The sequence below is a fragment of the Flavobacterium davisii genome (genome assembly GCF_042182265.1).
Lineage (GTDB): Bacteria > Bacteroidota > Bacteroidia > Flavobacteriales > Flavobacteriaceae > Flavobacterium > Flavobacterium davisii.
In genome coordinates this window covers 1,302,752-1,328,136 of record NZ_CP097869.1, presented here as the reverse complement: position 1 = coordinate 1,328,136, position 25,385 = coordinate 1,302,752, and the positions used below count along the sequence as shown (strand labels likewise).

At 31.6% G+C, this 25,385-nt stretch carries 24 protein-coding genes and 1 tRNA gene; 10 read left to right on the top strand and 15 right to left on the bottom strand.

The features are described from left to right. Positions 1 to 42 precede the first annotated feature (42 nt). Positions 43 to 1,287, bottom strand: a complete 1,245-nt coding sequence (gene nusA, locus NAB20_RS05565; protein ID WP_088390510.1) for a transcription termination factor NusA — start codon at positions 1,285 to 1,287, stop codon at positions 43 to 45. Between the two features lie 19 nt (positions 1,288 to 1,306). Beyond that, positions 1,307 to 1,771, bottom strand: coding sequence for a ribosome assembly cofactor RimP (rimP, locus tag NAB20_RS05560; protein WP_088390512.1), 465 nt, complete (start codon positions 1,769 to 1,771; stop codon positions 1,307 to 1,309). Between the two features lie 174 nt (positions 1,772 to 1,945). On the opposite strand from rimP, the gene NAB20_RS05555 reads away from it, so the two are divergent. The 3 genes from NAB20_RS05555 (at position 1,946) to NAB20_RS05545 (ending at position 4,356) form a co-directional block, all read left to right on the top strand. After that, on the top strand, positions 1,946 to 2,770 hold the full coding sequence (locus tag NAB20_RS05555; RefSeq protein ID WP_375605667.1) for a universal stress protein: 825 nt from the start codon (positions 1,946 to 1,948) through the stop codon (positions 2,768 to 2,770). Positions 2,771 to 3,323: 553 nt separating this feature from the next. Further along, positions 3,324 to 3,917, top strand: coding sequence for a HupE/UreJ family protein (locus NAB20_RS05550; protein ID WP_127823515.1), 594 nt, complete (start codon positions 3,324 to 3,326; stop codon positions 3,915 to 3,917). Position 3,918: 1 nt separating this feature from the next. Then, positions 3,919 to 4,356 (top strand): dCMP deaminase family protein, encoded by a 438-nt coding sequence (locus NAB20_RS05545; RefSeq protein ID WP_088390518.1) that lies wholly within the window; start codon positions 3,919 to 3,921, stop codon positions 4,354 to 4,356. A gap of 39 nt (positions 4,357 to 4,395) precedes the next feature. Here NAB20_RS05545 and NAB20_RS05540 read toward each other — a convergent pair whose 3' ends face one another. Genes NAB20_RS05540 through NAB20_RS05530 form a run of 3 tightly spaced genes read right to left on the bottom strand, consistent with a single transcriptional unit; the run spans position 4,396 to position 5,824 of the window. After that, positions 4,396 to 5,007, bottom strand: coding sequence for an FAD-dependent oxidoreductase (locus NAB20_RS05540; RefSeq protein WP_105195517.1), 612 nt, complete (start codon positions 5,005 to 5,007; stop codon positions 4,396 to 4,398). Continuing rightward, complete coding sequence (locus tag NAB20_RS05535; protein WP_105195518.1) at positions 5,007 to 5,210, bottom strand: hypothetical protein; 204 nt, start codon at positions 5,208 to 5,210, stop codon at positions 5,007 to 5,009. The genes NAB20_RS05540 and NAB20_RS05535 overlap by 1 nt, the downstream gene beginning before the upstream one ends. A 38-nt stretch (positions 5,211 to 5,248) precedes the next feature. Further along, positions 5,249 to 5,824: a MarC family protein gene (locus NAB20_RS05530; RefSeq protein WP_105195519.1), complete on the bottom strand. Its 576-nt coding sequence runs from the start codon at positions 5,822 to 5,824 to the stop codon at positions 5,249 to 5,251. A 115-nt stretch (positions 5,825 to 5,939) separates the two neighbouring features. Here NAB20_RS05530 and NAB20_RS05525 point away from each other — a divergent pair, with 115 nt between their 5' ends. From NAB20_RS05525 to NAB20_RS05500, 6 genes are all read left to right on the top strand, one after another. Next, the gene (locus NAB20_RS05525; protein ID WP_105195520.1) at positions 5,940 to 6,506 is read left to right on the top strand and encodes a DUF3109 family protein; all 567 of its coding nucleotides are present in this window, start codon (positions 5,940 to 5,942) and stop codon (positions 6,504 to 6,506) included. A 418-nt stretch (positions 6,507 to 6,924) separates the two neighbouring features. Next, on the top strand, positions 6,925 to 7,902 hold the full coding sequence (locus NAB20_RS05520) for a ribonucleotide-diphosphate reductase subunit beta (protein WP_088390528.1): 978 nt from the start codon (positions 6,925 to 6,927) through the stop codon (positions 7,900 to 7,902). 136 nt (positions 7,903 to 8,038) lie between these two features. After that, positions 8,039 to 10,450, top strand: a complete 2,412-nt coding sequence (locus NAB20_RS05515; protein ID WP_105195521.1) for a ribonucleoside-diphosphate reductase subunit alpha — start codon at positions 8,039 to 8,041, stop codon at positions 10,448 to 10,450. A gap of 152 nt (positions 10,451 to 10,602) precedes the next feature. Next, on the top strand, positions 10,603 to 11,046 hold the full coding sequence (locus NAB20_RS05510) for a GNAT family N-acetyltransferase (RefSeq protein ID WP_105195522.1): 444 nt from the start codon (positions 10,603 to 10,605) through the stop codon (positions 11,044 to 11,046). A gap of 434 nt (positions 11,047 to 11,480) precedes the next feature. Continuing rightward, positions 11,481 to 12,821, top strand: coding sequence for a deoxyguanosinetriphosphate triphosphohydrolase (locus NAB20_RS05505; protein ID WP_088390534.1), 1,341 nt, complete (start codon positions 11,481 to 11,483; stop codon positions 12,819 to 12,821). Positions 12,822 to 12,880: 59 nt separating this feature from the next. Further along, the gene (locus tag NAB20_RS05500; protein WP_375605666.1) at positions 12,881 to 15,601 is read left to right on the top strand and encodes a M36 family metallopeptidase; all 2,721 of its coding nucleotides are present in this window, start codon (positions 12,881 to 12,883) and stop codon (positions 15,599 to 15,601) included. Between the two features lie 105 nt (positions 15,602 to 15,706). Here NAB20_RS05500 and NAB20_RS05495 read toward each other — a convergent pair whose 3' ends face one another. Then, on the bottom strand, positions 15,707 to 17,491 hold the full coding sequence (locus NAB20_RS05495) for a 1-deoxy-D-xylulose-5-phosphate synthase (protein WP_127823513.1): 1,785 nt from the start codon (positions 17,489 to 17,491) through the stop codon (positions 15,707 to 15,709). A 455-nt stretch (positions 17,492 to 17,946) separates the two neighbouring features. Here NAB20_RS05495 and NAB20_RS05490 point away from each other — a divergent pair, with 455 nt between their 5' ends. After that, the gene (locus tag NAB20_RS05490) at positions 17,947 to 18,405 is read left to right on the top strand and encodes a nucleoside deaminase (protein ID WP_088390546.1); all 459 of its coding nucleotides are present in this window, start codon (positions 17,947 to 17,949) and stop codon (positions 18,403 to 18,405) included. Positions 18,406 to 18,884: 479 nt separating this feature from the next. Here NAB20_RS05490 and NAB20_RS05485 read toward each other — a convergent pair whose 3' ends face one another. From NAB20_RS05485 to NAB20_RS05445, 9 genes are all read right to left on the bottom strand, one after another. Continuing rightward, positions 18,885 to 19,082 carry a cold-shock protein gene (locus NAB20_RS05485; protein ID WP_014166123.1) on the bottom strand — a complete coding sequence of 66 codons (198 nt, stop codon included), beginning with the start codon at positions 19,080 to 19,082 and terminating at the stop codon, positions 18,885 to 18,887. A gap of 76 nt (positions 19,083 to 19,158) precedes the next feature. Beyond that, positions 19,159 to 19,701 (bottom strand): DinB family protein, encoded by a 543-nt coding sequence (locus tag NAB20_RS05480; RefSeq protein WP_105195525.1) that lies wholly within the window; start codon positions 19,699 to 19,701, stop codon positions 19,159 to 19,161. Positions 19,702 to 19,735: 34 nt separating this feature from the next. Continuing rightward, the gene (locus tag NAB20_RS05475) at positions 19,736 to 20,287 is read right to left on the bottom strand and encodes a Crp/Fnr family transcriptional regulator (RefSeq protein ID WP_105195526.1); all 552 of its coding nucleotides are present in this window, start codon (positions 20,285 to 20,287) and stop codon (positions 19,736 to 19,738) included. A gap of 3 nt (positions 20,288 to 20,290) precedes the next feature. Continuing rightward, positions 20,291 to 20,833, bottom strand: coding sequence for a hypothetical protein (locus NAB20_RS05470; RefSeq protein ID WP_375605665.1), 543 nt, complete (start codon positions 20,831 to 20,833; stop codon positions 20,291 to 20,293). A gap of 74 nt (positions 20,834 to 20,907) precedes the next feature. Further along, positions 20,908 to 22,662, bottom strand: a complete 1,755-nt coding sequence (gene aspS, locus NAB20_RS05465; protein WP_375605664.1) for an aspartate--tRNA ligase — start codon at positions 22,660 to 22,662, stop codon at positions 20,908 to 20,910. 137 nt (positions 22,663 to 22,799) lie between these two features. Continuing rightward, positions 22,800 to 23,411, bottom strand: coding sequence for an IS630 family transposase (locus NAB20_RS05460; RefSeq protein WP_105196716.1), 612 nt, complete (start codon positions 23,409 to 23,411; stop codon positions 22,800 to 22,802). After that, a complete protein-coding gene (locus tag NAB20_RS05455) occupies positions 23,377 to 23,901 on the bottom strand; it encodes a transposase (protein WP_375605126.1) in 525 nt (174 codons plus the stop codon). Before NAB20_RS05455 ends, NAB20_RS05460 begins: the two co-directional genes overlap by 35 nt. Before the next feature lie 334 nt (positions 23,902 to 24,235). After that, positions 24,236 to 24,309: transfer RNA gene (locus tag NAB20_RS05450), tRNA-Asp, on the bottom strand. 86 nt (positions 24,310 to 24,395) lie between these two features. After that, entirely contained in the window at positions 24,396 to 25,322 is a 927-nt protein-coding gene (locus NAB20_RS05445) for a DUF58 domain-containing protein (RefSeq protein ID WP_088391264.1), read from the bottom strand. Positions 25,323 to 25,385: the final 63 nt, after the last annotated feature.

Genomic DNA, 25,385 nt, shown 5'->3' with positions numbered 1-25,385 from the left:
TTATTTATGGTTTTTTTTATTTTTTTGTGGATTAAAAAGCGATTAATCTTCAAATTCTTCTTTTAAAATCTTGATTACATCAAGAATAGTTTCTTCTTCTAAATCCGTACGACGTACTAAATCTTCTACATCTTGACTTAAAATACTACGTGCTGTGTCTAGCCCTACTTTTGCAAACTCGTCTATGATCCAACCATCAATTTCGTCTGCAAACTCTGTTAATTCAACATCATCTTCATCTTCTTGTGCACTTCCTTCTCGAATTACATCTAATTCATAACCCGTTAACATCCCTGCTAGTTTGATGTTTTGACCACCCCGACCAATTGCTTTTGATACTTCTTCTAATTTTAGATATACCTCAGCTGTTTTCTTTTCTTCATCAATTTTAATTGAAGAAACTTTTGCAGGACTTAATGCTCTAGTAATAAATAACTGTGTATTGTTGGTATAATTAATTACATCAATATTTTCATTTCCTAATTCACGAACTATTCCGTGAATACGAGAACCTTTCATACCTACACAAGCACCTACTGGATCGATTCTATCATCATAAGAATCTACCGCTACTTTTGCTTTTTCTCCAGGTATACGAACTACTTTTTTAATTGTAATTAAACCATCAAACACTTCTGGAATTTCTTGTTCAAATAGTTTTTCTAAGAATTTTTCAGAAGTTCTAGACATGATGATTTGTGGTTTGTTCCCCTTTAGTTCAACATTTTCTATAACTCCGCGAACATTATCACCTTTTCTAAAAAAATCAGATTGTATTTGTTTTTCTTTTGGCAATACAATTTCATTTCCTTCATCATCAACTAATATTACAGCTTTGGGGCGTACGTGATGTACCTCTGCGGTATAAATATCACCGATTAAATCTTTGAATTGTTTATACAAATTAGTACTATCATGTTCGTGAATTTTAGAAATTAAATTCTGACGTAAAGCTAAAATGGCTCTTCTTCCTAGATCTATTAATTTTACTTCTTCCGATACTTCTTCTCCAATTTCAAAATCTGGTTCTATTCTACGAGCTTCTGTCAGCGTAATTTCCTCATTTTCGAAATCTAAATCCTCATCTGCTACAATAACACGACGTCTCCAAATCTCCATATCGCCTTTGTCAGGATTGATAATAATATCAAAATTTTCATCGGATCCGTATTTTTTCTTCAATGCACTTCTAAACACATCTTCCAAAATAGCCATTAATGTAACACGATCGATAGATTTATTATCTTTAAATTCTGAAAACGATTCGATTAATGCTAAATTCTCCATACAACTCTTTGATTTTTTTTTAAAATATAATTGTAACTACTGCCTCCACAATATTGCCATATTGTATTTTTTCATTGTGAACAACAGTTTCTTTTCCTTTTCCTACTTTTTTTGGTTCACGTGCAGTCCACTCTAAAGTAACCACCTCATCATCGGCTTCTACTAAAAGCGCTTCATACACTTTCTCTGCCGTTCTGAGCTTTACGGTACGCCCTACATTCTTCTTGAATTGACGAATTCTTGTTAAGGGAGCCGATACACCAGCGGAAGCCACCTCTAAGGCAAAATCTTGTTCCTCTCTATCAAGGTTGTTTTCAATAGCTCTGCTTATGTTCACGCAATCTTGTAATTGCACTCCATTATCGCCATCTAAAGTTACGATAATTTTATTACTATCAGTTATAGTTAAATCAATTAAAAAAAGATCTGGAAAATCTTCCAAAGTTTGATTTAATAACTGCCCTACTTTTTCTTTAAATGTCATTGGTATAAAAAGAGGCACGCGATGCGTGCCTCATTATTTAATGTTTAACTTCTAAATAACGGCACAAATATACATTTTTTTTTTTATTTTACTAACTGATTGATTTTTATTAAAAACTTTCTTACCTTTATCTGTGAGATTAAGAAAAACAAACCATTAAACAATAACCCCATTATGAAACGAATTTTAGTTCCTACCGATTTTTCTCAACATGCAGAGTATGCTCTTAAAGTTGCCGCACAATTTGCAAGAAAGCATAATGCCGAAATATATCTAATTCACTTATTAGAACTACCTGGACAAGGAAATGATACAGTTACTCATGGTCATGATATTCCTGAAATCGTCTTTTTCAAAAATGCGATAACAAACAGAATGGATGATTTAATGGATGAAGAATATTTAGACGGAATAGAAACTTCTAAAATAATCCAAATAGACCAGCCTTTTGAAGGCATCATGAAAACAATACAAAACAATACGTTTGACCTTATCATCATGGGATCACATGGAGCAAATGGTATTAAAGAAATGTTCGTAGGATCAAATACAGAAAAAATTGTTAGAAACTCTTCCATTCCTGTTCTAGTCATCAAGGAAGATGATCCTGACTTCAAAGTAAACCATTTTATATTTGCTTCAGACTTTCTAGATGAAATCAAGAAACCTTTTGAGTGTATCGTTCGCCTTACCAATGAATTCGATGCCACTTTACATCTTGTAAACATAAACACGCCTAATAATTTTCGTTCTACACAAGATGCCAGAAAATTAATGAACGACTTTGTTAGCGGATTTAAGATCGACAAATATGAAACACATATATACAACGATGTTAATGTGGAAGCAGGCATCTTAAACATAGCTAATGATCTAAATGCTGATTTAATAGGTATGTGTACACATGGAAGAAAAGGATTAGCTCATTTTTTTAATGGCAGTATAAGTGAAAGCCTAGTAAATCACGCAAAAAAACCCGTAATAACTTTTAAAATATAATAAAAAAGATAATTTACACAAAACACAATCTTTTATAATGAGGCTGTCCTAAACTTTTTGAACAGCCTCATTGTAAAAACAAAAAATTCCTTCCATTCCCCCTCTTCATCCTCCTTTTTATTTGCAATAAATTCCTAACGCATAATATTAATCTGGGTTTAATCATCAAAATAGCCTCCTTTTTCTTAATTCTAAAATTTCACACAAACAATTGAAATAAAAGAGTTAATTTATTCTCACAAAATCTATAAGAGATAATCTGAGTTCAAATCAATCCTATATAACTCTTGAAAAAACTACAAAATAAACTTACCCCCCTAAATTCATCTATTCTATTACCTCCTTTTTTCTACATCGCAAAACAATTTCGTATATTTAACTCCAATTTATCTTTTTAATCATATAAAACCCAGAACTTTTATTTTTTTTAACACACTAAAAATCAACAAAATATCTTCTTTACACTAAAGCAACATCATCATAAAACTGAATAATAAAATAAAATCATTAATAAAAAATTTGTAAGTTTGAAACTCTTTAATCCTACTATTATATGCAAGAATTTTGGTTATACTTTGAAATCGGTCTAAAACATGTATTAAACATCAAGGCTTATGACCATATATTATTCCTAATTGGAATGACCATTCCTTACTCATTTAATGATTGGAAAAAATGGTTAACCTTAGTTAGTTTATTCACCCTAGGCCATTCTATTTCTCTTATACTTTCTGTATTTGGCATTATTTATATAAAAGAAAATTTAGTTGAATTTTTAATCCCTATCACAATATTAATTGTAGCTCTTTTTAATTTATTTACAGCTGGTAAAAGCTCAAAAAAAGAAAGCATAACATTAGTTGCTATTGTAACACTACTGTTCGGTATAATACATGGCTTAGGCTTTTCTAACTATTTTAAAACATTGTTACCAGGCAGTAAATCTGACAAAATATTACCCCTTGCGGAATTTGCTTTAGGAATTGAGAGTGCACAAATAATAGTTGTTTTTGTTGTTTTAATAATTTCATTTATAATCCAATCCGTTTTTCGTTTTTCAAAAAGAGATTGGACTTTAGTTATGTCATCCTTCATAATAGGAGTTGTAACCCCACTAATCATACAAAGCCCTATTTGGCACAGATAAAATGGAAAATAAATTGAATAAATATGACACTGCTTACTTACGTTTAGCAAGAGAATGGAGCAAACTTTCTTATTGTAAAAGAAAACAGGTAGGAGCCATAATAGTAAGAGATCGAATGATTATATCGGACGGATATAATGGAACTCCTTCTGGCTTCGACAATTGTTGCGAGGACGAATACAACCTAACACACTGGTATGTTCTTCATGCAGAGGCAAACGCAATACTAAAGGTTGCCAACTCGACTCAATCTTGTAATCAAGCAACCCTTTATATCACGCTTTCTCCTTGCAAAGAATGTTCTAAATTAATTCATCAAGCAGGTATAAAAAGAGTTGTTTACCATGAGAAATACAAAGATGACTCTGGTTTAGTTTTTCTAGAGAAAGCAGGTGTTGTAGTGCAACAAATTCAAAATTTAGACTCGGAATCGGAATAAAAAAACACCTTTACAAACTCAACAAAACAGGAAGCTCTTTCATTTTTTCTTAATCCCATCATGACTATGGGTTTCTATACCTTGATTCCAAAGAACCAGTATTTCTGTTGCCACTGCTGCCCCACTTCCAGCAGCTATTGCTAATTGACTTCTGTGTCCTGAAAGTGTTCCACACACATAGACCCCTTCTTTTACTTTATAATCAATATTTTTTAATTGAATTCGTTTCTTTTCCGGTAATGATTTCTGATGTGGCACAACATATTCGTTTAACCCTTGAATATCAAATAAATTAGATGCCCCTACTCCTACTACAACCATTTGAGCTCTGAAAATATTTTTATTTGTAACAACTTCTAAACCATTTTCAATAGACAAAACCTTCAAAACTTTTTCATCTTCAATTTGTACAATATGTTTGTATGTATCTCGTAATTGTTCTAATGATTCAAGCAATAAATCAGCACCTAATGTACCTGCTGGAATACCATACGCATTATAAAAAACAGCATCTTGTAATGATGATGCTTTTTGATGAGTCAGAATCCCTATTCTTTTTCCTTTAACAAAGTCTTTATTTTGAGCAGAACCCAAAACCATAGCACAAGATACACCTGATGCACCACCCCCAATAATTAATACATCAAACATTACGAATGTCTTTTCAACTTATTTTCAATTGACTTTGAAAGATTAAAAATTAGTAAAATAACAACAGCACACAATACCGCTAATATTCCTATCAGAGCCACCAAACTATCTCCATTAAACAAATCTTCGGGATTAAGCATTGCGACATTAACACCAATTAATACAAGCCCTAAAACTAAAATTATATATGTAAAAACTTTCATTAATCTTTTTTTAAGAAACAAAATTACTATTTTTCAACCTAAACAAACAAGCCTTTAACATTAGCAGCAAATAATTTAACAGCTATTGCTAATAACACAACTCCAAAAACCTTTCTAACGACTCCTAAACCAGTTGGTCCCAATAATTGTTCTATTTTACCCGATAATTTCAAAACAATATATACAATGATTATATTAAATAGAATGGCTACCACGATATTTATGGATTGATATTCTGAACGCAAAGATAACAACGTAGTCATAGTACCCGCTCCCGCAATCAACGGAAAAGCCAAAGGAACAATACTAGCTGTCTTGGGCTCCTCATCCTTATAAATACTAATCCCTAATATCATTTCTAATGCTAGAAAAAACAATACGATAGATCCTGCAACCGCAAAAGATTTTACATCCACACCGATAAATTTCAGCATACCTTCTCCCACGAAAAGAAACATAATCATAATCAACCCCGACACAAAACTAGCGCGTTCAGCATGGATATGTCCTATTTTGTTTCGTAAATCTACAATTATCGGGATAGACCCCATAATATCAATAACTGCAAATAAAACCATACCTACAGTTAATACTTCTTTCCAATCAAAATTCATAACTTATTTCGTTTAACAAATATTTTCGAATATACTAATTTCAAACAATTAACAAAACGGTAAACCTAATTATTGTTTCTTATTTGTAATTTTGCACCACTCAAAACAAAATCACATGTTTCAAATTGGTAAAACAATCGTCTCAGAAGACATTTTAGAAAAAGAATTCGTATGTAACCTAACCGCTTGTAAAGGCGCATGTTGTATTGATGGAGATTCTGGAGCTCCTTTACTGGAAGACGAATTACCCATTTTGGAAAACATTTATCCTAAAATCAAACACCTTTTAAGACCAGAAGGTCTTGAAGCTATTGAGAAACAAGGGACTTGGGTAAAAGACAAAGATAATGAACTAGGAACCCCTTTAATAGACAATAAAGATTGTGCTTATGTTATTTTTAAAGAAGGTAACGCTTTGTGCGGAATAGAAGAAGCGTATAATCAAGGACTAGTTGATTGGAAAAAACCTGTTTCTTGTCATCTTTACCCTATCAGAATAAAAGATTTTACAAGTTTCCAAGCAGTTAATTATGATCGTTGGGACATTTGCTCAGATGCTTGTTCTCTAGGAAAAGAGCTTAAAGTACCCATTTATAAATTTGTCAAAGAAGCCTTAGTAAGAAGATTCGGAACGGAATGGTATGAAGAACTTGAAACTGTAGCAAAAGAGTACTACAAATAACACCTCCTAAAAGCATTACTAATGATTTTTTTTAAACTAAAAATCATTAGTAAAAAGGTTTTAAAATCATCCTATAGAAATACAAAAAAGAAATTTATTTTTCTTGCTTTATAATATAGTTATTAACAATGCGTTTATAACAAATACATGAATTAGCACCCTAAAAAAACAAGCTAATACTATCTCTTAAAACCCTTATAAAATAAAGGATTTAAAGATTTCAAAAAAATACAATTATTTGATTTACAATAATTTAACTTTTTAATAAAGAATAACTTACAATCATCTCATTTGTTAAAAACTCCAATGAAATGTGAATAACTATTCTTTCTTTTTTGAGTCTAAATTTGAATCTTTGCAGTCCCCAATTACGCATAATTATTTGAATCAATTTTAAACTATAATTCCAGATATAGATATGGCTACTATTGAACCCATTTTACAAGAAAATAAAGACCGTTTCGTAATCTTCCCTATCAAACATCATGATATTTGGGAATGGTATAAAAAAATGGAAGCAAGTTTCTGGACGGCAGAAGAAATAGACTTACATCAAGATTTAACAGATTGGAATACCAAACTAAATGAAGATGAAAAATATTTCATTAAACATATTTTGGCTTTTTTTGCAGCATCTGATGGAATCGTAAATGAAAACCTTGCAGAAAATTTTGTAAATGAAGTACAATATCCAGAGGCTAAATTCTTTTATGGTTTTCAAATTATGATGGAGAATATTCATAGTGAAACATACTCCTTATTAATTGACACCTATGTAAAAGATGATACGGAGAAAGATCAATTGTTTCATGCTATTGAAGTTTTTCCTGCTATCAGAAAAAAAGCACAATGGGCACTACGCTGGATTGAATCCGATTCTTTTGCTGAGAGATTAATAGCCTTTGCAGCAGTAGAAGGCATCTTTTTTTCTGGTGCATTTTGTTCTATCTATTGGTTAAAAAAACGTGGATTAATGCCTGGATTAACTTTTTCAAATGAATTAATCTCCCGTGACGAAGGTGTACACTGTGATTTTGCAGTACATTTACACAACCATCATTTAGTAAACAAAGTATCCAAAGAAAGAATCACAGAAATTATAGTAGATGCTTTAAATATAGAACGTGAATTTATAACCGAGTCACTCCCTGTTTCACTAATAGGAATGAATGCTATCTTAATGATTCAGTACTTAGAATTTGTAGCAGATAGATTATTAATAGAACTAGGCTGTGCAAAGGTTTTTAACGCTACAAATCCTTTTGATTTTATGGATATGATTTCCTTACAAGGAAAAACCAATTTTTTCGAAAAACGTGTGGCAGAATATCAAAAAGCAGGTGTAATGAATAATGAAGAAGAGGCTAATAAATTTTCTTTAGATGCTGATTTTTAAAATATATCTAACAAAAAACTAACTTTTATCGAACTTAAAAACACCCATTGTAAAAGTCGGGAGACTGGTGTTTTAAAAAAATTATTATTAACAAGAAAACAAAGAAGGGATTTTTTGTTTTCAAAAAAACAAAACTATGTACGTAGTAAAAAGAGATGGGCATAAAGAACCCGTAATGTTTGACAAAATTACAGACAGAATTAAAAAGTTATGCTATGGTTTAAATGATATGGTAGATGCCGTAAAGGTTGCCATGCGAGTTATTGAAGGGCTATATGATGGTGTAACAACTTCTGAATTAGACAATTTAGCAGCTGAAACAGCAGCTGCTATGACCGTTACACATCCTGATTACGCACAACTAGCGGCTAGAATTGCCATTTCTAACTTACATAAAAACACAAAAAAATCGTTTTCTGAAACAATGAACGATATGTTTCAGTATGTAAGTCCACGTACAGGAAAAGAAGCCCCTCTTATTTCAGACGAAGTACATAAAGTAATTATGGAAAATGCCGCTTTTTTAGATTCTCATGTAATCTATAATCGTGATTTTAACTATGATTATTTTGGTTTCAAAACCTTAGAACGCTCCTATCTTCTTAAAATAAATGGCAAGATAGTAGAACGCCCACAACACATGTTAATGCGTGTTTCCGTTGGAATTCACTTAAACGATTTAGAATCCGTAATCGAAACATACGAATTGATGTCTAAAAAGTTTTTTACACATGCTACTCCAACACTTTTTAACTCTGGAACACCGAAACCTCAAATGTCTTCTTGTTTTCTTTTAGCCATGCAAGATGATAGCATTGATGGCATTTATGATACACTCAAACAAACCGCCAAGATTTCACAATCTGCTGGAGGTATAGGTTTATCTATCCACAATGTTCGTGCAACTGGTTCCTATATACGTGGTACAAATGGCACTTCTAACGGAATTGTACCCATGCTACGTGTTTTTAACGATACCGCTCGTTATGTAGATCAAGGCGGCGGAAAACGCAAAGGAAGCTTTGCTGTTTATATTGAAACATGGCATGCTGATATTATGGATTTCTTAGATCTTAAGAAAAACCATGGTAAAGAAGAAATGCGTGCACGTGATCTATTCTATGCTATGTGGACTTCTGATTTGTTTATGAAACGAGTAGAAGCTGATGAAAAATGGACTTTAATGTGTCCTAACGAATGTCCTGGCTTATATGATGTATATGGAGACGAATTTGAAACTTTATACACGCAATACGAAAATGAAGATCGTGGTCGTAAAACAATTAAAGCTCGTGAATTATGGGATAAAATTCTAGAATCACAGATTGAAACGGGAACTCCATACATGTTATATAAAGATGCAGCCAATCGTAAATCTAATCAAAAAAATTTAGGAACTATCCGTTCTTCTAATTTATGTACAGAAATTATGGAATACACCTCTGCTGATGAAATAGCAGTGTGTAACTTAGCTTCTTTATCATTACCTATGTTTGTAGAAAATGGAGAATTTAACCATACCTTACTATACCAAGTAACGAAACGAGTAACTCGCAATTTAAATAAAGTAATTGATCGTAATTATTATCCTGTAAAAGAAGCTGAAAACTCAAACATGCGTCATCGTCCAGTAGGGTTAGGTGTACAAGGACTAGCAGATACTTTCATCCTATTACGCATGCCTTTTACAAGTGATAAAGCTAAAAAATTGAATCAAGAAATCTTCGAAACAATGTATTTTGCAGCGGTTGAAGCCTCTATGGAAATGGCAAAAGAAGAAGGTCCGTATTCAACATTTGTAGGTTCTCCTATTTCACAAGGAGAATTTCAATACAACCTTTGGGGTATAAAAGATGAAGAATTATCGGGTCGTTGGGATTGGCCTTCTTTAAGAAAGGAAGTAGTGGAACATGGTGTTCGTAACTCTTTATTAATGGCACCAATGCCAACAGCCTCTACATCACAAATTCTCGGAAATAACGAAGCCTTTGAGCCCTATACCTCAAATATCTATACGCGCCGTGTACTCTCTGGCGAATTTATTGTGGTAAATAAGCACTTATTAGAAGATTTAGTTAAATGCGGATTATGGAATGAAGAGCTAAAACAAGAAATTATGCGCCATAATGGCTCCGTACAAAACATTGACCGTATACCTCAAGAGTTAAAAGATTTATACAAAACCGTTTGGGAATTATCCATGAAAGACATTATTGACATGTCTCGACAACGTGGTTATTTCGTTGACCAATCTCAATCATTAAATCTATTTATGGAAGGCGCTACCTTTGCTAAACTAACCTCTATGCACTTCTATGCTTGGAAATCAGGTTTAAAAACGGGTATGTACTATTTACGAACCAAAGCAGCCGTAGATGCTATTAAATTTACATTAAATAATGAAAAGAAAACAGAATCTTTAACCATATCTGCAGAAAAAACAGAACTAACTAATTCTGAAGCAGAAATGACTACGGAAGAATTTAGAGCAATGATTGAACGCTCTCGTAATGCCGAACCAGAAGATTGTGAAATGTGTGGATCTTAATGATTCAAAAAAACATTTAAAGAACAGCTATTTTAAAAAATAGCTGTTTTTTTATTTCCCCACTTCCCTTATACAACTAAATTTTACTTTTAGTATCTTTACATACTTTTTAATCTAAAATTTGAATACTATTATAATATACAAAAGCATTCATGAAACGAATCTACACGACATCTGATAATCCTGACTTTAAACACTTAACACGTTTATTCGATGAATATTTAGTAGATATTGACGGGGATCAAAAAGATTTTTTTTCACATCATAACAATAAATACTTAAAACATGTCTTAGTAGTTTATGAGAATGAAGAAGCTGTAGGTTGTGGTGCTTTCAAAGAATATGATACTGTAACTGCCGAAATAAAAAGAATGTTTGTACATCCTGAAAAACGCGGAAAAGGAATAGCTACTTTTATTCTTAACGAAATAGAAAAATGGGCAAACGAATATGGTTATCACAACTTCATTTTAGAAACTTCTCCTAAACTTGAAAACGCAATTGCTCTTTATAAAAAATCAGGTTATAACTTAATCCCTAACTTCGGCCAATATATAGGTATAGAAAACAGTATTTGCATGAAGAAAGAAAAGTAAAATCAATACATTATGAAAATCAACAATCTATTAAAAATATATTTAAAAAAGCATCACTATTATTAGTAAATTTAAAACAGAATTAAAATTTCACTTTCAAAAATCAATAGAAAAGAAATAAAAACATATCAATTATAATTCAATAAATATATCCTATTTTTTAAAGAATTTTATTTGACATTAAAAATATTGTGTTTTGGTATTAAGAGATACAGGATTTGCATACAATTTAATACTTTATCTAAAAGTTAAAAATTAATAAGACCTTAGAAATCCAGAAGATTTTCAAAAAAGATAAAGAAATACAAATTCTTCTTCTTTCAATATTTCTTATGGAAATCGTTATATTTTGAAAAAATGGAATCAAAAACTTTCCATACCTCACAATTTTAAAAAATTTAAACCTAACAGAATACCTAAAAAATAGCCCTATGATGAACTGGGAACAACTTTTATCTTTAAAAAAACAAGGTGACACAAACAAACGATTACGCAAAGAACAAGACGAAACAAGACTTGGTTTTGAAGTTGATTATGATCGCGTAATATTTTCAGCCGCTTTTAGAAGTTTACAAGATAAAACACAGGTTATTCCATTATCAAAAACTGATTTCGTACACACACGATTAACACATAGTCTGGAAGTATCAGTTGTAGGACGCTCACTAGGGCGATTAGTTGGTAAAAAAATACTTGAAAAGTACCCTTCTTTACAAGAAGTACACGGCTACCAACCTAATGATTTTGGCGCTATTGTTGCTGCCGCAGCTTTGGCACATGATATAGGAAATCCTCCTTTTGGTCATTCAGGGGAAAAAGCTATTGGAGAATATTTTTCTATTGGTAATGGACAGAAATTTAAAGATGAGTTGACAGATAAGGAATGGCAAGATTTAATAGACTTTGAAGGAAATGCCAATGGTTTTTCAGTACTAACCAGCTCCCGACCAGGCGTAGAAGGTGGTTTAAGGCTGACTTATGCTACTTTGGGTGCTTTCATGAAATACCCTAAAGAAAGTTTACCTAAAAAACCTACCTCAAATATATCTGATAAAAAATATGGTTTTTTCCAGCAAGACAAATCTTTTTTTAAAGAAGTCGCTGAAGAATTAGGATTAATTTCAAACAAATCAGGTCATGATATTAGATACGAACGCCATCCATTAGCTTATCTTGTTGAAGCAGCAGATGATATTTGTTATACTATTATTGATTTTGAAGACGGAATTAATTTAGGTTTAGTTTCTGAAGATTATGCTTTAGAATATTTAATTAAACTAGTAAAAGATTCAATAGATACTTCAAAATACAACGCATTAACCACAAAAGAAGACCGAATTAGTTATTTACGAGCGTTAGCAATAGGTAGCTTAATTAACGACGCTGTTCATGTATTTATTGAAAACGAAGAATTAATACTCCAAGGCACATTTCCTTATTCTTTAACTGACAAATCAAAGTACAAAGCTCAAATGAATGATATTATTAATTTAAGTATTAAAAATATTTATCAGAGTAGAGAGGTAATCGAAAAAGAAATAAACGGTTATCAAATTATTAACAACCTGTTAGACAAGTTTATTACTGCATACAACAATAAGTTTGAGGGAAATGAAACTAATTTTGACAAGCTTTTATTAAAAATATTACCCGAAAAACACCATATAGAAAAAGAAAGTCTGTATGAACGCTTATTACATATTTGTCATTTCGTTTCTATGCTTACAGACAGTAATGCCTTACTTTATAACAAAATGATTTCAACAAAAAACTAAATTATCAATTATAATCAAATCTAAAAATCTCACTATTTACTTAATCAAAACATTCATATATGGTAAAAAAAATCCTCTTTTTATTATTTTTATTTCCTAAAACTTCCTTCAGTCAAAACAATCTTGACTTAATTAAAAAACATTTAAAGGAAAATTCTCCTAAATCAAAAATGAGTCAAACGGAAATAGATCATTTAATTATTTCCGATGAATTTATCACAACAAGCAATAATACGGTTTGTCACGTAAAACAAACACAAAATGGCATACCTATCTATAATGTTGATTCCAATTTTTTAATAGATAAAGCAGGAAGAGTTTCAGGTAATTTAAAATCCGTCCCTCTTCTTGAAAATAAAACAAAAAATAGATTTCAAAAAATAGATTTTAAAACTGCTTTAGCGCATGCTTTTGCATCAACAAATGACATTATACAAGAATACCGCTTTAACAAACTAGAAAACAATAAATTTAGATTAGAAAATTCTCTTAACAAAGAAGACGATGTAAATGGTCAATTAGTCTATTTTTTAACTAATAAAAATGAACTCAAGCTTGCCTACTTTTTTGAATACTATTCAGGAAATGATGAAAAAAATTTATGGCATATTTTCGTAGATTCTGAAACAGGAAATATTATTAAAAAATCAAACAAAACCTTAAAATGTTCATTTCATAAAGAAAACAATCATACTACAAACAACCCTTTATTCTTATTTAAACCGGACAATTTTTCGAAATTAGCTTTATTAACACCTGGCACAACAAACTACAATGTTATACCATGGAACTATGAAAGCCCCAACCATTATAGAGAAGCATTTCCTACCAATATAGAAGGTAGAACAATGGTTACAAACCCTGAATCAACTACAGCATTAGCTCCACTTACTGCTGCTGCTTCCCCTAATGGATGGCACAATAACAATTCAACTATTGGCAGTACAACAAATACTACTAATTTTCAGTACACAAGAGGAAATAATGTATTTGCTTATTCCGACATTAACAATTCTGAACCATCAATCTCCTCTATTAATACTTATACCAATTCATCTTTCGGTACATATCCTAATTTAACTTTTGATTATCCTTACTCAGGCTTATCTAACGCACCTCTAAACGAAATTAATGCTGCTACTACCAATCTTTTTTACATGAATAACATCATGCACGATCTATGGTATCAATACGGCTTTGATGAAATAAATAAAAACTTTCAAGACAAAAATTATGGTCGTGGAGGAAAACAAGGAGACTTTGTTCTAGCTCAATCACAAGATAATTCTCAAAGTAGACTACCTAGTTACAATAATGCCAACTTTTCAACACCTATAGACGGAAGTAATCCTAAGATGCAAATGTATTTATGGCAACACATTGCTCCCATAAAAGTACAAATCACAAGTGGAACATTATTAAACAAAACATATAATGCTATGGATAATAATTTCGATACAGGACATATTGAATTACCTATAACACCTACTAATATGTCTGGCGAACTTATCCTACTTAATGACGCTACCAGTCCTGATGTGAATGACGGATGCTCTGCCGCAACAAACACCTTAACGAACAAGATAGCAGTAGTTAGACGTGGTAATTGTAATTTTTCTTCAAAGGCTATAGCCGCTCAAAATGCAGGAGCAAAAGCCTTAATAGTGGTCAATAACTCCATCATTCCCTTAGAACTTGGCGGAGGAGATATTGCTATTAAAATCCCCGTTATTGGTTTATCCAAAACAGATGGAGATGAATTAATTCAAGCTTTAAAAACAGAAAACAATATTAACACAATTCTTGAAAATAAGAATTACGTTTATGCTGATGGCGATTTTGACAATGGAATTATTGCGCACGAATACGGACACGGAATTTCCACAAGACTTTCAGGTAATTGCTTGGACAGCTCAGAACAAATGGGAGAAGGTTGGTCTGATTGGTTTTGGTTAATGATGCAAATAAAAGAAGGAGATAAAGGAAATGACAAAAAAAGTACAGGAACTTTTACTAATAACCAACCAACTAACGGCAAAGGTATCAGAAAATACCCTTATACTACCGATATGAATAGTAATCCTTACACATACGCTCATTTAAACAAAATGTGGTATCTAGATCCAGCAGATGCAACGGAAAAAATTAACGTTCATGCTATAGGAACTGTTTGGGCAACTATTTTATGGGACTTGACTTGGGCTTATATCAACAAATATGGTTATGACCCTAATATTTATAATGGAAAAGGAGGAAATAATAAAGTAATGAAAATAGTACTTGATGGTATCAAAATTGATGGTTGTTCCCCTAGTTTTATAACAGGTCGGGATGCTATTTTAGCAGCAGATCAAGCAGCAACAGGCGGTCAAGATTATGAATTAATTTGGAGAGTCTTCGCTAGAAGAGGAGTAGGCTATAGTGCTTCATCAGGCGCAAGCAATATTGGAGTTGCAGGAATAAAGGACAATCCTACTTCTTTACAAACAGACTTACCTCCTAATATTGCATTAAGCAATGAGGATTTTATTTCCAACAATTTAGTCAACGTTTATCCAAATCCTTCAAACGGTTTGATTAATATTTCTTTTGATCGAACTCCTAATCATTTTACATTAAAAATCAATGATATTAATGGACGAATCGTATATACTGAAGAAATAACAAACAATACTCGTGATGTACAAACAATAAATTTAGATTCTTTACAAAAAGGTTTTTATATTCTTAGTTTAAAAAGTTCTACTATAAACTTTACTCAAAAAATCCTTTTAGAGTAACGTAAATTCATCACAAAAAAACTGTCTAAAAAGTTTAAAACTAATATTTTTTTGGGGTTATTTTCCAAAATCCTACTTATTTTAAAAAAATAACCCCAAAACTTTCTAGACAGTTTTTTTATCTAAATAAACTGTAAATAAATTACTTAATCCTTCTACATCAATTCCACATATCTTATGCAATTCATTAATAGTCCCTTGTTCTATAAATTCGTCCTCAACTCCGCATCTTTTTATAGAAAGTAAATATCCATTATCTATAAAAAATGAATTTATAAGCGTTCCGAAACCTCCCTTAAGACATCCTTCTTCAACAGTAATTATTTCTTTGTAATTTTGCCCTATTTCATGTAAAAGCACCTCATCTAAAGGCTTAATAAAAGGAAAATGATAATGAGAAAAATGATCCGATTCTACACTTTCTAAAGCTTTTATTACATTATTACCAATAGTTCCTGTAGAAAAAATAGCCACTTTCTTTCCTTTACGTAATCGTTTTGCTTTTCCAATTTTTATTTTTTCAAATGGTAATTGCCATTTTTGAATAAAACCTCTACCTCTTGGATAACGAATACTTACGGGTCTATCAAGACTTAATTGAAAAGTATACATCATATTGCGGAGTTCTACTTCATTAAGCGGTGCTGTAACTATAAAATCAGGAATACAACTTAAATAAGCAATATCATATAAACCATGATGAGTAGCACCATCCTCCCCCACAAAACCAGCTCTATCAAGACAAAAAATAACAGGCAATTTTTGTAAAGCTACATCATGAATCATCTGATCATAAGCTCTTTGTAAGAAAGTAGAATATACATTACAAAAAACAATCATTCCTTGCGTAGCCATACCCGCAGAGAAAGTTACAGCATGTTGCTCTGCAATTCCAACATCAAAAGCACGATCTGGAAATGCTTCCATCATAAACTTCATGGAACTCCCTGATGGCATTGCTGGAGTTACCCCTATAATTTTGTTATTTTTTTGAGCTAACTCAACCAAAGTTTTACCAAAAACGTCCTGAAATTTAAAAGGTAATCCTTCTTCCTCTTTTGGGTATATTTTCCCTGTTTCAGGATCAAATTTACCTGGAGCATGATATTTCACTTGGTTTTCCTCTGCTAATTGTAATCCTTTTCCTTTTGTTGTAATTACATGTAAAAATTTAGGTCCTTTTATTTTTTTTAGTCGATTTAATTCCGTTATCAATAATTCTATATCATGTCCATCAATAGGCCCTGAATAATTAAAATTTAACGCTTTAAAAATATTATTTTCAGTATGTAATTTTCCTTCTTTAAAAGATGTTAGATATTCCTTTAAAGCTCCCACGCTTGGATCAATACCTATCGCATTATCATTAAGTATGACTAAGATATTAGCATCTGTATCACCCGCATGATTCAATGCTTCAAAAGCCATTCCTGATACTATAGAAGCATCACCAATAACCGCAATATGTTGTTTATCCAAATCATTATTTAATTTAGATGCCATTGCCATTCCCAAAATTGCAGAAATAGAAGTAGAAGAATGACCTACACCAAAGGCATCGTATTGACTTTCTGAACGTTTAGGAAATCCTGAAATACCTTTTAAATCTCGATTAGTACCAAACACGTCTCTCCTTCCCGTTAAAATCTTATGTCCGTAGGCCTGATGTCCTACATCCCAAACTAACAAATCGTAAGGTGTTTTAAAAACATAATGCAAAGCAATTGTCAGTTCAATAACTCCCAAGCTTGCTCCTAAATGCCCTTCTTTCTGAGAAATAATCGTTATAATAAAATCACGCAATTCTTTTGCTAATATAGGCAATTCCGAAATTTTTATTTTTTTTAAATCACGGGGAGAATTTATTGAATCTAATATCTTACTTTCCATAAAAGACAAAATTAATCAAAACTATTTATTTATTACGATTTTATGCTGTATCATTCCTGAATATATCTTCATTCTAATAACCTCCTTACGTTCTCTTTTTACATCCTTTTTTTAATAAATTAAAGAACATTTAGAACAAATAAAAATTTCTTATAAATACAAACCATTACAGAAGAACTTTTATTAAAAGACACCAAGAATTATGGTATAAAAAATGTAAACTTTTGAATTACTTACTCTAATCTGAAACGTTCATTTTTTTACTTGAGTTACAAGATAAAACAAATTGATTACCCTTTTAAATCCATTAAAACTTAAAAGTTCTTAATCATATCATCTTATTCTCTCCTGTTTTTATTTAAAAACAATAAATGTTCATTTTTAAACTTATAAGCCCCCCAGTCAGTATTGAAGTATATCAAGACAAAATCATTCAAAAATTGTACATTTGTTTTATGGAAAATATTTTTACAGATGAGTACTTCATGAAAAAAGCCTTACAGGAAGCGGAAACGGCATTTCAACAAGGTGAAATTCCTGTAGGTGCTGTAATTGTAATAGATAATAGGATAATTGCTCGAAGCCACAATTTAACAGAAATGCTGAATGATGTAACAGCACATGCTGAAATGCAAGCAATAACTGCTTCTGCTAACTTTTTAGGCGGAAAGTATTTAAAAGACTGTACTTTGTACGTCACCTTAGAACCCTGTCAAATGTGTGCAGGTGCGTTATATTGGAGCCAAATTTCAAAAATTGTATACGGAGCAACCGATGAACAAAGAGGATATAGAGCGATGGGAGCTCAATTACACCCTAAAACCAAAGTAATATCTGGAATTATGCAAAACGAGTGTACGCATTTGATGAAAGACTTTTTTAAACAAAGAAGATCAAAATCTACAAAGGATTAAGCTTAAAGTTTTATTAGAAATAAAAGGGCTTTAAATCTAAAAAAACACATCACTTTTTATCCTCAATTGGCATATCCTAAAAGGTTGTAATCTTTTCATTTCGTCCAAATGAAACTCGAATAAAACGAATAGTTGGAGTAAACCTATTCCACTTTATTTTTCTTCAAATTTAGTTTTAAACCCAGATTCCGCATTAGACTTCGTTGTGAAACAAAATTTTTCAATAAATTCAAGTGCTCACGGAAAATTTTAGAAGAAGAAATAGTGAACTATTTTGATGATTAAAATTTGAGTACGTGATTGAATTTGAAGAAAAATAAAGTGGAATAGATTTCGGGTTAGAATCAGATTTCACTTCTTATTCTTTTTAAAAAAATTCAAAAAACACAGTCTATTGGTCTATTTTTTATTTTCAAAATAATAAAAAACCGCCCCTAAAAGGAGCGGTGTAACATTCCGGTAATCTAAAATAATATATATTATTCGATAACAACTACATTAGTAGCTACTTTACCTTTACGTCCGTCTTCTTCGTTGTACGAAACTTTTTGTCCTTCTTTAAGCTCTTTACCACCTGTTGCAGTAATGTGAACGAAGATGTCTGATCCAGTTTCGTCGTTTGTAATGAATCCAAAACCTTTAGACTCTACAAAAAATTTCACTTTGCCTGTTAGCATTCTAAAAAAAATAAAAAATTAATAATTATCAAAGATAGACTTTTTGTCGAGATATCAAAGTCTTATATTCAAAAGTTTATGGATTTATTTTTTGAGATTGTATTATATGTCGTTCATCATGATTTATTAGAAAACGAAAAACATCCCCTAACTGCATAGTCAACCAACGAGCAATACTTATTCTTATTCTTTCTCTTTCAATATCTATTTTTTCGGCTTTTTCTAGTAAATTCAACAGTCGTTTTTGTTGGTCTAAAAATTTATCAATTGTTGATTTATCCAAGAGAGAGTCTAAAGGATTTTTATCATTGAAGGTTTTCATTTTATTTACCTTAATATTTGGCAGCATACTATTTGCCATATAATTACCTAACCAACCGGATTTATAAGTAGATTTGGCAATAGATTGACTATTAGAGATAACTTTTTCAATTTCTGGCAAATAATATTCTCCATATAAATTCAAATGTTCTAAACATTCTAAAACATTCCAAGAAGAGCGTGAATTTCGACACTGTAAAAACCCTAAATCTTTTTCTTTTAGTGTAATTACATAATCCACATGGCTTTGTACTTGCTCTTTTAATTCCTTTAACAATAATTGTGTTGTTATTTTCATAGCAATAGTATAATTACCACAAATTTCCCTCTTATTATTTTATTTTTTCTTGACACACATCAAGACTTTTTAATCTTGATAAAGTTTCTGGAGACATACGAAGATAATTGGCAATAAGTTTATGAGGAATTACCTGAAATACTAGTGGATTACGTTCCTGAACACGTTCTAATCGTTTTTTAGCAGAAACTGTAAGTAAATCTATTTCCCGTTCTAACTGTTGTAAAACTAAATTTTCTAATAACGCGTTCCAAATCTTTAAATTTTCCGTATTGGTATACATTAACGTTTTGAACTTATTTTTATTTATCTTTAAAACCGTTGTTTTTTTAATTGCTTGAATCGAAAAAACAGTTGGTTTTTCAGACAAAAAACTATCTAAACAGGTAATGAAATCGCCTTGATAGCCAAAACGAATAATTTGCTCTTCAATATCAAAGACGGAAATTTTTATGCTTCCTTCTTTTATAAAATAAAGATGAGAATCTACACTTCCATTTACCACCAAGTATTGATTTCTTTTCAATAGTAAGGTTTCTTCAAATAACTGGTGTTTTTTTAAAAGTGCAATTAACAGATTTTTCATATCTTAATACAGATGCGATTTCATTTCTCCTGAATTACTTTTGGATTGTTCAATAATTACTTCATCTCCTTTTTCTTTTTTATATCGAATAAATTCAAGATTGGCTATACCTGCTTCAGGATAGGTTTGTTTTTGTTTATGAAAAATTACTTCACGCATTCCTTTTGAATCTATATTAAGCACCTTCCATCCATTTACAATTTTAGCTTTTGCTATTACAGGTGTTCCAACTAATCCAAAATTCCCTTTTACTCTTAAATTTGAATCTAAGATCAAGGCATCGCAACCTCCATTTCCACAGGAATTATTAAAAAAAATAAAATAATCCTTTTTCTTATCATTATTCAAATCAATTTCACGCAAGACAAACTTTCTTTTTCCTCTTTGTTCTTTTTCGTATTCGGGACTTGATCCATATTTTTTCACCAATTCAATTTCACGTTTTTGTAAAAATTCAGTGATTTTAGTCACTATTTTTTTATCTTGAGCAAAAGAATTTGCAGTACATAATAAAACTATCGTTAAGGAGGCTATTCTCTTTTTCACCTTTTAAAAAATATTACAAATTAAAAAAGGAAGAACTTAGTTTCTTCCTTCCTATAAATCTACGAATAAATTTCTTATAATTCGGTTGTGGTTGCAATAAATAATTCATTCAATTGTTTTTTATCCAATACTGATGGAGCATCAATCATAACATCTCGTCCTGAATTATTTTTAGGAAACGCTATAAAATCACGAATAGTTTCTTGACCTCCTAGAATAGCTACCAAGCGATCTAAACCAAAGGCTAAACCGCCGTGTGGTGGCGCACCATACTGAAAGGCATTCATTAAGAATCCGAATTGATTTTCAGCTTCTTCTTTTGAGAATCCAAGTAATTCAAACATCTTTGCTTGCAAATCTTTATCATGAATACGTATTGAACCTCCTCCTATCTCATTCCCGTTTAGCACCATATCATAAGCATTGGCTCTAATTCTTCCTGGTTCTGTTCCTATCAAATGAATATCTTCTGGTTTTGGTGACGTAAATGGATGGTGCATTGCATGGTAACGCCCACTTTCTTCATCCCATTCCAACAAAGGGAAATCGACTACCCACAATGGTGCAAACTCGTTGGGCTTACGTAATCCCATTTGATTTCCTAATTCCATACGTAAAGCACTTAATTGCGCACGTGTTTTATTAGCTGGTCCTGATAACACAAAAATAATATCTCCAGGATTCGCTTTTGTGGCTTCAGCCCATTTTTTTAAATCTTCTTGATCATAAAATTTATCTACTGATGATTTAAAAGAACCATTCGTTTCATACTTACAATATACCATACCAGAAGCTCCTACTTGCGGACGTTTAACCCACTCTATCCAAGCGTCGATTTCTTTACGTGTTAAGGAAGCTCCTGCTGGCACAGCAATACCCACGACCAACTCTGCTGTATTAAAAACACTAAACTCCTTATTTTGTGCTACAGCATTTAACTCACCAAATTCCATTCCAAAACGGATATCTGGCTTGTCATTTCCGTAGGTTTTCATGGCATAATCGTATGTAATTCTTGGAAACTTATCTACTTCTATTCCTTTTACTTCTTTTAACAAATGACGAGTTAAACCTTCAAACATATTTAAAATATCTTCTTGTTCAACAAAAGCCATTTCGCAATCAATTTGAGTAAACTCAGGTTGACGATCAGCACGTAAATCTTCATCTCGAAAACATTTTACGATTTGAAAATACTTATCCATTCCCCCTACCATCAATAATTGCTTAAAAGTTTGAGGAGACTGCGGTAAAGCATAAAATTGTCCTGGATTCATACGCGAAGGCACGACAAAGTCACGCGCCCCTTCAGGAGTTGATTTAATTAAATAAGGTGTTTCTACCTCACAAAAACCTTGGTTTGAAAGATAGTTTCTTACTTCCATAGCTACGCGATGACGAAATAGCAAACTGTTTTTTACGGGATTACGACGAATATCTAGATAACGATATTTCATACGTAATTCTTCTCCTCCATCTGTTTCATCTTCAATCGTAAAAGGGGGTAACTGTGCTTGATTTAAAACAATTAATTCTTTTACTAAAATTTCGATATCACCCGTAGCTATATTAGCGTTTTTAGATTCACGTTCTATTACAGTTCCTTTTACCTGAACGACAAATTCACGACCTAAAGTTCTGGCTAATTCCATCACCTTTTTATCTGTACGACTTTCATCAAAAATGAGTTGTGTAATGCCGTAACGATCACGCAAATCAACCCATATCATAAAACCTTTATCACGTGATTTTTGAACCCATCCAGCAAGGGTAACTTCTGTATTTATATATGACGTATTTAATTCGCCACAATTATGACTTCTAAACATTTTTATAAAATTTGAATACAAAAATACTATTTTAAACCTCATTTGCAATGAAGAGGACAAAGATATAAAGGATAATAAAATGCAAAATATTATCTTAGATCTGTTTATCTCTCTTCCCATCATTGGAGTAATACCGTTTAAACTTTGAAAACACTGTAAAAAGCATTCATGTAAAACGGATAGCCTGTTATTGATTTAATTGTTTTATCATCAGATATTTTAATCAATTCTTCCATTTTTTGGTTTAAGTCGTCTAAAGTATCATAAATTTTCATTGCAATTTTATCTTTCATCCATTGCCACATTTTCTCAGCAGGGTTAAGTTCTGGGCAATATGGTGGAATTGGCAAAAGAAATATATTGTCAGGAATTATCACATCCTTTGTGGAATGAAATGCGGCATTATCAATTATCATAATCTTTAACTCTGTTGGCTTGTGATTGCTGAAATCTTCCAGATATTTTACAAATAATTCTTTGCAAACACTTTGTGTTGTCATACAAAAACTCTCACCTGTTATGGGGGAAAAACTTCCCCAGAGCCAATTATAAAGATAGCTATGTTTATAAGTACCGATGGCTTTTATTCCTTTTGCGGTAATAACTCTTTTCTGTTTTGTAATCAAACCGAAACGACTTTCATCCTGAAAATAGAGGTTTACAGATTCAAAGTTATTTTTATTAAGAATAATTCTACACTCTTCAAATTTGTTTTCAAGGTTTTTTAAAAAACGCCTCTGCGTTTTCATCCTTTTTATAGTGGGATTTTCTTGCAACTTTCAATTTTGATTGATGCTTGCGTTTGCAATGAGCATATAAAGCACCATAATTAACCGATTCGTTAAGCTCTTTTTCGAGAATCTTCAACAATTCAACATACGATGTTATTGTTGTTTTTGGATCATTCAATTTCTGCTCAATAGCATTGGCCATTTTCTCAGATATTTTCTTTGTATTATTTCCTCCACTTCTAACACTTAACATTTCAGAAATACCGCTTTTCAGATACTCCTGTGCCCAACCTCGTACAGTCTTCTCGGTTCTCCCTAATTTTTTAGCAATGGAACTATAAAAAACATATTTTCCTTTCTTAATTAGAATCAAAGTCTTTATTCTGTCTTTTTTCAAAGATCCAGATGTCTTTACTAGTAATTTATCTAAAAAATCAACATCTTCTTTTATTGCTATTTGGATTTTCTTTGGCATGCCTAAAGGTAAGTAATATCCCAGTAAATTCAAAATTTAAATAGTATAACATAATCAGAAAAACAAAAAATCCACGTCTTGAAATCTCTCGTTTCTTTCGGTATGGTAAACGAAGGACTTATTGATCAAACTCACCGTTTCTTTAAAAGTTCCAAAAGAAGTTAAGGAAACGGATCCTTTTTAAACTTGCCCTCATAGAAAAGTATACTAAAATAAAAAAAGCTCCCCTAAACGGAAAGCTTTTCATTGGTCTAACTACTAAACCATTCCGATTTTACTCGGAACTAAACAACACAACTAATTTTAAAATCTTATTTTGGGCAAAAAAGCGCTCCGAAGAGCGCTTCTAAAAAATTTCCCAATTTCGCGGTCTGGACGGGACTCGAACCCGCGACCCCATGCGTGACAGGCATGTATTCTAACCAACTGAACTACCAAACCTTGTGCGTTATTGCGGTGCAAATATACGACTGTTTTTTTGTTTTGCAAGAAAAAAAAGTACTTTTTTTTGTTCTTTTTAAAAACTTTCAAACAAACCCTTGTTTTTCAACCAAATAGGACATCATTATTTTATCAAATTTTTCCCCAACAGAAACGGGAACGTACTTAATTTTATACATTGAACAGGTATTGGTTATTTTTTCAAAATAAGACTTCATTCTTTTTTGATATTGCTCACTTATTCCTTCTCCAAATAAATTCACTTCTTCATTGGTTTCTAAATCTATAAACTTCCGAGGTTGATTATCAAAACTGAGGTTAAACTCTGTTTTATAATCTACCACATGAAATACTACTACTTTATGCTTATTATACTTAAGATGTTGTAATGCTTTAAACAAACGTTCCTCATCTTCTGATTGAAACATATCTGTAAAAAGGATTACCATAGAACGTTTATTTAATTTTTCTGCTATCTGATGTAAATAAGTAATCGTATCTGTTTTCTTATAAGCGCGTTCCTCTTGCAAAAGTCGTTCTAATTTATCCAATAGCATTCTATGATGTCGTTCACTCCCTTTTTCTGGAGCATAATATTCATAATGATCTGAATAAACACTTAATCCTACAGCATCTCGTTGTCTTTTTAATAAATTCATTAGAACAGCAGAGGCTAAAACTGAGAAACCAACTTTATTTTCATAAAACATTTGATTTTTAGTTAGCAAAGGATAGTGCATAGAAGAAGAGTTATCAAGAATTAAATGACAACGTAAATTTGTTTCTTCTTCATATCGTTTAGTATACAGACGATCTGTTTTGGCATACAATTTCCAATCAATATGCTTTGTACTTTCCCCCGAGTTATATATTTTATGTTCAGCGAATTCAGCTGAAAAACCATGAAAAGGCGACTTGTGCATACCTGAAATAAAGCCTTCTACTATCTGATTAGCTAAAAGTTCTAGATGTTGAAAACTAGAAATAGTTTTAATTTGAGATTCTAAATTCATAACTCAAATATACAGAATATGACACAAAAAAGGCCTAACATACGTTAGACCTTTTACAACTCA

Excerpts from the sequence above, each read along its gene's own strand:
- NAB20_RS05525 (WP_105195520.1), top strand. The coding sequence starts at position 5,940 with ATGTTTCAAATTGGTAAAACAATCGTCTCAGAAGACATTTTAGAAAAA.
- NAB20_RS05545 (WP_088390518.1), top strand. The coding sequence starts at position 3,919 with ATGGAAAATAAATTGAATAAATATGACACTGCTTACTTACGTTTAGCA.
- NAB20_RS05460 (WP_105196716.1), bottom strand. The coding sequence starts at position 23,411 with ATGAAAACGCAGAGGCGTTTTTTAAAAAACCTTGAAAACAAATTTGAA.
- NAB20_RS05520 (WP_088390528.1), top strand. The coding sequence starts at position 6,925 with ATGGCTACTATTGAACCCATTTTACAAGAAAATAAAGACCGTTTCGTA.
- NAB20_RS05515 (WP_105195521.1), top strand. The coding sequence starts at position 8,039 with ATGTACGTAGTAAAAAGAGATGGGCATAAAGAACCCGTAATGTTTGAC.
- rimP (WP_088390512.1), bottom strand. The coding sequence starts at position 1,771 with ATGACATTTAAAGAAAAAGTAGGGCAGTTATTAAATCAAACTTTGGAA.
- NAB20_RS05535 (WP_105195518.1), bottom strand. The coding sequence starts at position 5,210 with ATGAAAGTTTTTACATATATAATTTTAGTTTTAGGGCTTGTATTAATT.
- NAB20_RS05480 (WP_105195525.1), bottom strand. The coding sequence starts at position 19,701 with ATGAAAATAACAACACAATTATTGTTAAAGGAATTAAAAGAGCAAGTA.
- NAB20_RS05530 (WP_105195519.1), bottom strand. The coding sequence starts at position 5,824 with ATGAATTTTGATTGGAAAGAAGTATTAACTGTAGGTATGGTTTTATTT.
- NAB20_RS05505 (WP_088390534.1), top strand. The coding sequence starts at position 11,481 with ATGAACTGGGAACAACTTTTATCTTTAAAAAAACAAGGTGACACAAAC.
- NAB20_RS05445 (WP_088391264.1), bottom strand. The coding sequence starts at position 25,322 with ATGAATTTAGAATCTCAAATTAAAACTATTTCTAGTTTTCAACATCTA.
- NAB20_RS05490 (WP_088390546.1), top strand. The coding sequence starts at position 17,947 with ATGGAAAATATTTTTACAGATGAGTACTTCATGAAAAAAGCCTTACAG.
- NAB20_RS05540 (WP_105195517.1), bottom strand. The coding sequence starts at position 5,007 with ATGTTTGATGTATTAATTATTGGGGGTGGTGCATCAGGTGTATCTTGT.
- NAB20_RS05550 (WP_127823515.1), top strand. The coding sequence starts at position 3,324 with ATGCAAGAATTTTGGTTATACTTTGAAATCGGTCTAAAACATGTATTA.
- NAB20_RS05475 (WP_105195526.1), bottom strand. The coding sequence starts at position 20,287 with ATGAAAAATCTGTTAATTGCACTTTTAAAAAAACACCAGTTATTTGAA.
- NAB20_RS05495 (WP_127823513.1), bottom strand. The coding sequence starts at position 17,491 with ATGGAAAGTAAGATATTAGATTCAATAAATTCTCCCCGTGATTTAAAA.
- NAB20_RS05485 (WP_014166123.1), bottom strand. The coding sequence starts at position 19,082 with ATGCTAACAGGCAAAGTGAAATTTTTTGTAGAGTCTAAAGGTTTTGGA.
- NAB20_RS05510 (WP_105195522.1), top strand. The coding sequence starts at position 10,603 with ATGAAACGAATCTACACGACATCTGATAATCCTGACTTTAAACACTTA.
- aspS (WP_375605664.1), bottom strand. The coding sequence starts at position 22,662 with ATGTTTAGAAGTCATAATTGTGGCGAATTAAATACGTCATATATAAAT.
- nusA (WP_088390510.1), bottom strand. The coding sequence starts at position 1,287 with ATGGAGAATTTAGCATTAATCGAATCGTTTTCAGAATTTAAAGATAAT.
- NAB20_RS05555 (WP_375605667.1), top strand. The coding sequence starts at position 1,946 with ATGAAACGAATTTTAGTTCCTACCGATTTTTCTCAACATGCAGAGTAT.
- NAB20_RS05500 (WP_375605666.1), top strand. The coding sequence starts at position 12,881 with ATGGTAAAAAAAATCCTCTTTTTATTATTTTTATTTCCTAAAACTTCC.